The sequence below is a fragment of the Pseudomonas sp. NMS19W genome (assembly GCF_051554255.1).
GTDB lineage: Bacteria > Pseudomonadota > Gammaproteobacteria > Pseudomonadales > Pseudomonadaceae > Aquipseudomonas > Aquipseudomonas kribbensis.
In genome coordinates, this window is record NZ_CP136718.1 from 2,498,772 (window position 1) to 2,507,500 (window position 8,729).

Below are 8,729 nucleotides of genomic sequence, written 5' to 3' on the forward strand. Positions count from 1 at the left end.
CGATGTATCCAATGCATTGTTTACATCCGGATAATGCGTGGCTAGCATCGGCGACATGGACCTCAAACGACTGACACACCTGCTAGCCCTTGCCGATGAACGCCATTTCGGCCGCGCTGCCGAACGCGTGCACCTCAGCCAGCCGGCGCTGAGCCGCAGCATCCAGGCACTTGAAAGCGAAACCGGACAGCGCCTATTCGATCGGGACAGTGGCGACGTGCGCCCGACGCCGGCGGGGGAGTTTCTGATCGAGCGGGCGCGACGGCTGCTGTTCGATGCACGCTCGCTGGAGCGGGACCTGGCACTTTACGGCGATGGCCGGCTCGGCAGCCTCGCGTTCGGCGTCGGGCCGTTTCCGGCGGCGATGCTGATGCATCAGGTGGTGCCTCGGTTGCGTCGGGAATATCCGCAAGTCACCCTGCGGGTAGAGATCAACAACTGGCAGATACTCGAAGCACGGTTGCGGGACGAAGCGATCGAATTCTTCGTCGCGGACATTCGCAATTTCTCGGCCGACACCGATCTGCTGATCCGCCCGCTGGGTCAGGCCTCGGCGGGGTTCTTCGTCCGGCCACAACACCCGTTGGCCGGGCGCGCGGTGACGATGAGAGACCTGGAAAAGTACGGCATCGCCACGACGCGCCTGCCGGCCGTGGTGAAGGAAGAGACTGCGCATACCCTGGGCATTTCCACGCGCCAGTCCTTGCCGCTTGCGCTGGAGTGCGACGATGTAGCGTTGCTCAGGACGGTGGCCTGCTCGACCGATACCATCCTCGGCGTGATCCACGGCGCCGTGGTTGAAGACCTGCGCAGCGGCAATCTGATCGAATTGCAGGTCGTGGACCGGCCCGGACTGCACTCCGAAATCGGTGTCGTCAGCCTGCCCAACAGAAGCCTGTCACCGACAGCCCGCTGCGTGATCGACGCCATCGTCGACGAGATGGCGCAGCGCAACATCTCGACCTGAGCGGCGCTCCGGTCGGCGGCCAAAACGCCAAAGCACAAGACTTCCCGCTCAAAAACCGGATAATGGCGGCCATTCTGTTCAGCTCGCTATTCTGGTAGTCCCCCATGGAAATCAAGGTCAACTTTCTCGACAACCTTCGACTTGAAGCCAAGTTCGACGACTTCACGGTGGTGGCCGACCAACCGATCCGCTACAAGGGCGATGGTTCGGCACCGGGTCCGTTCGACTACTTCCTGGCTTCGTCGGCGCTGTGTGCGGCGTACTTCGTGAAGCTGTATTGCGAAACCCGCAATATCCCGACCGATAACATCCGCCTGTCGCAGAACAACATCGTTGACCCGGAGAACCGCTACAACCAGATCTTCAAGATTCAGGTCGAGCTGCCGGCGGACATCTCCGACAAGGACCGCCAGGGCATCCTGCGCTCCATCGACCGTTGCACCGTGAAGAAGGTGGTGCAGGCCGGCCCCGAGTTCGTCATCGAAGAGGTGGAAAACCTCGACGCCGACGCCCAGGCACTGTTGATGCCGGGCGCGAACTCCAGCGCCAGCACCTACATTCCGGGCAAGGACCTGCCGCTGGAGCAGACCATCGCCAACATGTCGGGCATCCTCGCCGACCTCGGCATGAAGATCGAAATCGCTTCGTGGCGCAACATCGTGCCGAACGTGTGGTCGCTGCACATCCGCGATGCGCACTCGCCGATGTGCTTCACCAACGGCAAGGGCTCGACCAAGGAAGGCGCGCTGGCGTCGGCGCTGGGCGAGTTCATTGAGCGCCTGAACTGCAACTTCTTCTACAACGATCAGTTCTGGGGCCTGGACCTGGCCAACGCGCCGTTCGTGCACTACCCGGACGAGCGCTGGTTCAAGCCGGGCAGCAATGACGAGCTGCCGAGCGAGATCCTCGACCCGTACTGCCTGAAGATCTACAACCGCGACGGCGAGCTGCGCGGTTCGCACCTGATCGACACTAACTCCGGCAATGAAGAGCGCGGCATCGTTTCGCTGCCGTTCGTGCGCCAGTCGGACGGCGAGGTGGTGTACTTCCCGTCGAACCTGATCGAAAACCTGTACCTGAGCAACGGCATGAGCGCCGGCAACACCCTGGCCGAAGCCCAGGTGCAGTGCCTGTCGGAAATCTTCGAACGTGCGGTGAAGCGCGAAATCATCGAAGGCGAGTTCGCCCTGCCGGACGTGCCGCAGGAAGTACTGGCCAAGTACCCGGCGATCATGGCCGGCATTCAAGGCCTGGAAGCCCAGGGTTTCCCGGTGCTGGTGAAGGATGCGTCGCTGGGCGGTGAGTTCCCGGTGATGTGCGTCACGCTGATGAACCCGCGTACCGGCGGTGTGTTCGCCTCGTTCGGCGCACACCCGAGCTTTGAAGTGGCGCTGGAGCGCAGCCTGACCGAACTGCTGCAGGGCCGCAGCTTCGAAGGTCTGAACGATCTGCCGCAGCCGACCTTCGAAGCTCAGGCAGTCACCGAACCGAACAACTTCGTCGAGCACTTCATCGACTCCAGCGGCGTGGTGTCGTGGCGCTTCTTCAGCGCCCAGGCAGAGTACGAGTTCGTGGAGTGGGACTTCACCGGCGAGGGTGAAAACTCCAACGTCGAAGAGGCCGAAACCCTGTTCGGCATCCTCAAAGGCATGGGCAAGGAATCGTACATGGCGGTGTACGAGCACATCGGCGCCACCGCTTGCCGCATCCTGGTGCCGGATTACTCGGAAATCTACCCGGTGGACGACCTGATCTGGGACAACACCAACAAGGCGCTGTTCTTCCGCGAAGACATCCTCAACCTGCATCGCTTGAACGAAGAAGAACTCCAGTCTCTGGTCGAGCGCCTGGTCGAAAGCGAACTGGACGACTACACCGACATCACCACGCTGATCGGCATCGAGTTCGATGACAACACCGTGTGGGGTCAGTTGACGATTCTGGAACTGAAACTGCTGATCTGGCTCGCTCTGGGACAAATCGAGGAAGCGAAAGAAGCAGTGGAAATGTTCCTCCAGTACAACGACAACACCGTCGAGCGCGGCCTGTTCTATCAGGCCGTCAACGGGGTGCTGGAGATGCAACTGGACGAAGACCTGGAATTGGCCGACTACGAAGCCAACTTCCGCCGCATGTTCGGCAACGAACGGATGGACGCGGCGATCGGCTCGGTGGACGGCAGCGTACGCTTCTACGGCTTGACGCCGACCAGCATGAAGCTGGAAGGCCTCGACCGCCATCTGCGACTGATCGACAGCTACAAGAAACTGCACGCGGCCCGGGCCAGCGTGAAGACTTCGTAACGCTGACTGCCGCGACAAAAAAAGCACCTTCGGGTGCTTTTTTGTTGTCGGGTGGTGGGGCGGTCGTCGACTCTGTTACGGGCGAGCCGGTTCCTGGTCCGTCCAGACGGCCAGTTCATAGCCATCCGGATCAATGAAGTGGAATCGGCGGCCACCGGGATTTTTTAATGGGGACAGATTTATTTTTAAAATAAATCTGTCCCCTTTTGAAAATACTTGCACCGTGATGCATCCATTTGCGCGTCTGCTCCGTAAATTCATCACCCTCATTCGAAGGGTCGAAGAATTCAGGAGACACACCATGCACTCGCTCATCAAACGCATTGCCATTGCCTGCTTCACATTGCTCTGCCTTGGCACGGGATCGAGCTTTGCCGCCGATACCGTGATGGTCGGCGGTGCGGCCATGTACCCGAACAAGACCATCGTCGAAAACGCCGTCAACTCGAAGGACCACACCACGCTCGTTGCAGCGGTCAAGGCGGCGGGGCTGGTCGACACCCTCAACAGCAAGGGGCCGTTCACGGTTTTCGCTCCCACCAATGAAGCCTTCGCCAAATTGCCCGCCGGCACCGTCGATACGCTCGTTAAACCGGAGCACAAGGCCGACCTGACCACGATCCTCACCTATCACGTGGTTGCTGGCACTCACACGGCAAAACAGCTGATGGATGACGCCAAAATGCACGGCGGTAAAGTCATGCTCAAAACCGTTCAGGGCGAATCCCTGACCGTCATGCTGCACGACGGCAAATTGTGGGTGGTGGACGCCAAGGGCGGGAAGGCAGCGATCACCATCGCGGACGTGATGCAGTCCAATGGTGTGATTCATGTAGTGGATACGGTGCTGATGCCGAAGTAGTCTTTTTAATGGGGACAGATTTATTTTTTAAATAAATCTGTCCCCATTTTCACCAACAGAAAAGCACCTTCGAGTGCTTTTTTGTTTTTAAGATGGAGGCCTGTCAGAAGGAGCGCTGCAATGGATCTGAAGTTCAGTCACGTCGATGTACTGGTCAGCAATCTCGAAGAAGCCTGCGCTTACTATGCGCGGATTCTCAAGGCCAGAGTTTCCCGGACCCTTATCTGGGAGCGTGGCGGCCTGCATGTGCGCTACGCGATTGCGCTGATCGGCCAGGAGCGCTTCATGCTCGTCCAACCGTTGGCGGGCAACTTGAAGGAGCTGCTGGATTCTTCGGGGGAGGGGATGATCTATCGTCATTGTTATTCGACTCCGGATATCGAAATAGCCTATGACGAACTGGTTCTCGCCGGTGTGCAGCCCGAGGACGAAAACGGCCAGCCTCTGACGCGCGCGAACCTGCAGTCGCCCTCCGGAGGGCGAATCATCTGGCTGCCCAAGCGCTTCGGGCATTTCTCTATCGAGATTCTGGAAGCACAGGCGCTGGAGGCGTTCATCGAGTCTGCGTTTTAATGGGGACAGATTTATTTTTTTAAATAAATCTGTCCCCATTTGAGAATTGGCCGGCGCGCCCTCACTACAGTCGCTACCTCCATCACTCTCGAAGGGAAGGACAGATAATGACGAGCCAAACCGAAACTGCCATCCTCGCCGGTGGCTGCTTCTGGGGCATGCAGGACTTGCTGCGGCGCTATCCCGGTGTGCTGAAAACCCGTGTCGGTTATAGCGGGGGCGATGTACCGAATGCCACCTACCGCCACCATGGCAACCACGCTGAAGCCATCGAGATCGTTTTCGATCCGGCCGTGATCAGCTATCGGCAGATCCTAGAGTTTTTCTTCCAGATACACGACCCGACCACGCCCAACCGTCAGGGCAACGACCTGGGCCCCAGCTACCGTTCGGCGATCTATTATCTGAACGAGCAGCAACGTGACATTGCCGAGGACACAGCTGCAGACGTCGACGCTTCGCGCCTGTGGCCGGGCCGGGTAGTGACTGAAATCGAACCGGCGGGGCCGTTCTGGGAGGCGGAGCCGGAGCATCAGGATTACCTTGAGCGCATTCCGAATGGTTACACCTGTCACTTCATCCGTCCCAACTGGAAGCTCCCGAAGCGCGGCTGAAACCGAGCGGTATCACTCTCAAGAGCGGCCGTTCTACTTATTGAGGTAGAACGGCCCTTTTTTGCCCGTCATTTGAAAACTAGCTAAGCAAGTTAGCTATATGCTATTTTCGCGTCCTTTATAGTGACCGGCAGACACGTGCATGACGCAGCCTTTATCTCCATCCGAATCCGTCGAAGATCCTCGCCGCCTGCAGATCGCCAGCGATGTCGTCGGCCAGCAGTTGCAACAGATCGCCATCCTGACGCGTAAAGCTGCTGGCAATCTGGGTTTTGCGCTGGGCATCAACCAGACCGACGTGGCGGCTCTGGAGCACTTGATTACCGATGGACCGCTGCCGCCGACCGAGCTTGCGGCGCGCCTGTCAGTGACCACCGCCGGCATTACACAGGTCATCGATCGACTGGAGCGCGCCGGGCACGTGGTGCGCGAACGGCAGCTCAATGACAAGCGCCGGGTGTTGGTGTGTCCGGTGCCGGAATCGGTGGCGCAGGCCTATCGGCATATTGCGCCGATGCTTAATGGACTCTGTACCGTGCTGGGTGCTCTTGATGTTCAGGATCGCGCGGTCATCGAAGCATTCCTCGGGCAGGTGATTGAGGTTTACCGCAACACGTTGCCGGGCAGCACAGTCATCAACCCTGAAACCCCGGACGTCTGATGAAACCACAAAGAGTTCTGGTGAGCGGTGCAAGCATCGCCGGGCCGTCGCTGGCTTACTGGCTGTCTCGGCAGGGCATGGACGTTACGGTGGTCGAGAGGGCGCCGGCATTCCGCGATGGCGGGCAAACGATCGATGTGCGAGGGGCCGGCCGTGAAGTTGTCCAGCGTATGGGGCTGGAAGAGTTGATTCGGGCCAATACTACCGAGGAAAAGGGCATCGCCTTCGTTGACCGGAACAACCGGACCAAGGCGTTTCTCGGGGTAAAGGCCTTCGACGGCGACGGGCCGATCGCGGAGCTGGAAATCCTTCGGGGAGAACTCGCCAGGTTGTTGATCCAGCACAGCGAGAACCGGGTCAAGTACCGCTTCGGAGACAGCATTGCCGCGGTGGAAGATGACGGCGCTCAGGTGCTGGTGCGCTTCGAGCAGGGAGGCGAGCAGATTTACGATCTGGTCATCGTGGCAGAAGGCATCGGTTCGACGACCCGCAATCAAGTGTTTGGCAGCGAAGTCCATCGCCGCCCCCTTAACCTCTATACCGCCTATTTCACCGTGCCTCGGCAACGAAGTGATGGCCAGGTCATGCGCTGGTACAGCGTTCCCGGTGGTCGTTGTGTCTGCTTGCGTCCCGACAATCTAGGGACCACGCGGGCCTTCCTGTCTTTTCAGCAGGCGCCTTGCGGATACGAGAAGCTTGCGCAGGCCGAGCAGAAATCCTTGCTCAAGCAAATGTTCGCCGACGCTGGATGGGAGACGCCTCGTGTGCTCGCTGCGCTGGAAGAAACAACCGACCTTTATATGGAAGCGGTAGGGCAGGTAAAAATGCCCCGCTGGTCAAGGGGCGCATCGCATTGGTGGGGGACGCGGCTTATTGTGCTTCGCCGATCAGCGGGATGGGTACAAGCCTGGGCCTGTGCGGCGCCTATGTGCTGGCCGGTGAGCTGGGGCGTCATGCCGATCACGCTCAGGCATTTGCGGCTTATGAAAAAATCATGCGGCCTTACGTTGCGCAGGCGCAAAGCGTGCCCGGCTTTGCCCCCGAGACTGGCGTCGCCGCATTCGCGTCTCGGTATAGCGCTCGGTCATGCGGTATTGAGGATGGCTACGGCGCCGGGATTGAAGACCTTGTTCGGAAAGATCCTTTCACCGAAGGCAGATGCCCTTGTGCTGCCGGATTACACCAACAGTCGGTGAATATAGACAGACTTCTGTGTGCCGGGATGGCTCCTTCAATAACAGTCGCATTGGATCTTTTGTTGATGAGCTGCGGCTCTAAACTGAATGCATTTCTGTAAATCACCCGCAAAGGAATCCATCTGTGCGCGACTTCGACTGCCAGCCCGCTTTGCTTGGTAACACCCTTCGGCTAAGACCACTGACTGCGGGTGATTTTGAAGAATTGTTTCTGGCGGCCAGTGATCCGCTCATCTGGGATGGCCATCCGGCCAAGGATCGATATGATCGCCAGGTGTTTGAAGCGTACTTCGCTTCTCGATTGGCTAGCGGAAAAGCACTGGCGGTCATCGATATTGAATCGGGACAGATTGTTGGAACCTCGAGCTACTACATACCGCCCGATCTGCCGGAGGATATTGCAATCGGGTATACCTTCCTGGTGCGAACCAAATGGGGTGGCAATACCAATCGGGAACTGAAGCAACTGATGGTGGAGCACGCTTTCAAGGATTTTGGCATTGTGTATTTCCATATCGCGCCTTCGAATATCCGCTCGCAGAAAGCTGTCCTGAAGATTGGTGCGCAGCACTTGTATGACGCCGAGCTGGCGCTGTCTACCGTGCCAGCCTTGTGCAAGTGCTATGGACTCACCTCGGGACAATGGGCTGCGTTGCATCCCCATGGCTGACGCAATTGGGAGTGGACTTGCTCTGATGCGGCGCGACGATATGGAGGCTGCGAAAACAATTTTCAGGAGAGGGTTGACCACCTGTTTTAATCCTGTATTATTCGCCTCCCGCTAGCGAGCATCTTGATGTTGCAGCTAGCGCAAGTGGTTGATTTGATTGAAGAAATTTTAAAACTTCTGAAAATAATCACTTGACAGCAAGTGAGGCTGCTGTAGAATGCGCGCCTCGGTTGAGACGAAAGATCTTAACCAACCGCTCTTTAACAACTGAATCAAGCAATTCGTGTGGGTGCTTGTGGAGTCAGGCTGATAGTCAAAAAGATTATCAGCATCACAAGTTACTCCGCGAGAAATCAAAGATGTAACCAATGATTGCTGAGCCAAGTTTAGGGTTTCTTAAAAACCCAAAGATGTTTGAACTGAAGAGTTTGATCATGGCTCAGATTGAACGCTGGCGGCAGGCCTAACACATGCAAGTCGAGCGGATGAAGGGAGCTTGCTCCTGGATTCAGCGGCGGACGGGTGAGTAATGCCTAGGAATCTGCCTGGTAGTGGGGGACAACGTTTCGAAAGGAACGCTAATACCGCATACGTCCTACGGGAGAAAGCAGGGGACCTTCGGGCCTTGCGCTATCAGATGAGCCTAGGTCGGATTAGCTAGTTGGTGAGGTAATGGCTCACCAAGGCGACGATCCGTAACTGGTCTGAGAGGATGATCAGTCACACTGGAACTGAGACACGGTCCAGACTCCTACGGGAGGCAGCAGTGGGGAATATTGGACAATGGGCGAAAGCCTGATCCAGCCATGCCGCGTGTGTGAAGAAGGTCTTCGGATTGTAAAGCACTTTAAGTTGGGAGGAAGGGTTGTAGATTAATACTCTG

General features: G+C 57.7%; 8 protein-coding genes, 1 rRNA gene and 1 pseudogene (1 of these 10 only partly in view). 9 read left to right on the forward strand and 1 reads right to left on the reverse strand.

Annotated features, from left to right (window positions below):
- Nucleotides 1-37: 37 nt before the first annotated feature.
- Together R1A29_RS11140 and R1A29_RS11145 are read left to right on the forward strand one after the other, a co-directional pair.
- A complete protein-coding gene (locus tag R1A29_RS11140; protein ID WP_438301483.1) occupies nt 38-967 on the forward strand; it encodes a LysR family transcriptional regulator in 930 nt (309 codons plus the stop codon).
- Between the two features lie 104 nt (nt 968-1,071).
- The gene (locus R1A29_RS11145; protein WP_438301484.1) at nt 1,072-3,270 is read left to right on the forward strand and encodes an OsmC domain/YcaO domain-containing protein; all 2,199 of its coding nucleotides are present in this window, start codon (nt 1,072-1,074) and stop codon (nt 3,268-3,270) included.
- 75 nt (nt 3,271-3,345) lie between these two features.
- On the opposite strand, the pseudogene R1A29_RS11150 reads toward R1A29_RS11145, so the two are convergent.
- Nucleotides 3,346-3,432: pseudogene (locus R1A29_RS11150) on the reverse strand (VOC family protein); the annotation flags it as partial.
- 139 nt (nt 3,433-3,571) lie between these two features.
- Between R1A29_RS11150 and R1A29_RS11155 the strand changes: the two are divergent.
- The 7 genes from R1A29_RS11155 to R1A29_RS11185 form a co-directional block, all read left to right on the forward strand.
- Entirely contained in the window at nt 3,572-4,132 is a 561-nt protein-coding gene (locus R1A29_RS11155) for a fasciclin domain-containing protein (protein ID WP_248739075.1), read from the forward strand.
- Between the two features lie 120 nt (nt 4,133-4,252).
- On the forward strand, nt 4,253-4,705 hold the full coding sequence (locus R1A29_RS11160) for a VOC family protein (RefSeq protein ID WP_438301485.1): 453 nt from the start codon (nt 4,253-4,255) through the stop codon (nt 4,703-4,705).
- Between the two features lie 107 nt (nt 4,706-4,812).
- Complete coding sequence (msrA, locus tag R1A29_RS11165; RefSeq protein ID WP_438301487.1) at nt 4,813-5,319, forward strand: peptide-methionine (S)-S-oxide reductase MsrA; 507 nt, start codon at nt 4,813-4,815, stop codon at nt 5,317-5,319.
- Between the two features lie 142 nt (nt 5,320-5,461).
- Complete coding sequence (locus R1A29_RS11170; RefSeq protein WP_438301488.1) at nt 5,462-5,980, forward strand: MarR family winged helix-turn-helix transcriptional regulator; 519 nt, start codon at nt 5,462-5,464, stop codon at nt 5,978-5,980.
- A complete protein-coding gene (locus R1A29_RS11175) occupies nt 5,980-7,176 on the forward strand; it encodes an FAD-dependent monooxygenase (protein ID WP_438301489.1) in 1,197 nt (398 codons plus the stop codon). The genes R1A29_RS11170 and R1A29_RS11175 overlap by 1 nt, the downstream gene beginning before the upstream one ends.
- A gap of 124 nt (nt 7,177-7,300) precedes the next feature.
- The gene (locus R1A29_RS11180; RefSeq protein WP_438301490.1) at nt 7,301-7,846 is read left to right on the forward strand and encodes a GNAT family N-acetyltransferase; all 546 of its coding nucleotides are present in this window, start codon (nt 7,301-7,303) and stop codon (nt 7,844-7,846) included.
- 416 nt (nt 7,847-8,262) lie between these two features.
- Nucleotides 8,263-8,729 (forward strand): 16S ribosomal RNA (locus R1A29_RS11185) (it continues 1,070 nt past the right edge of the window).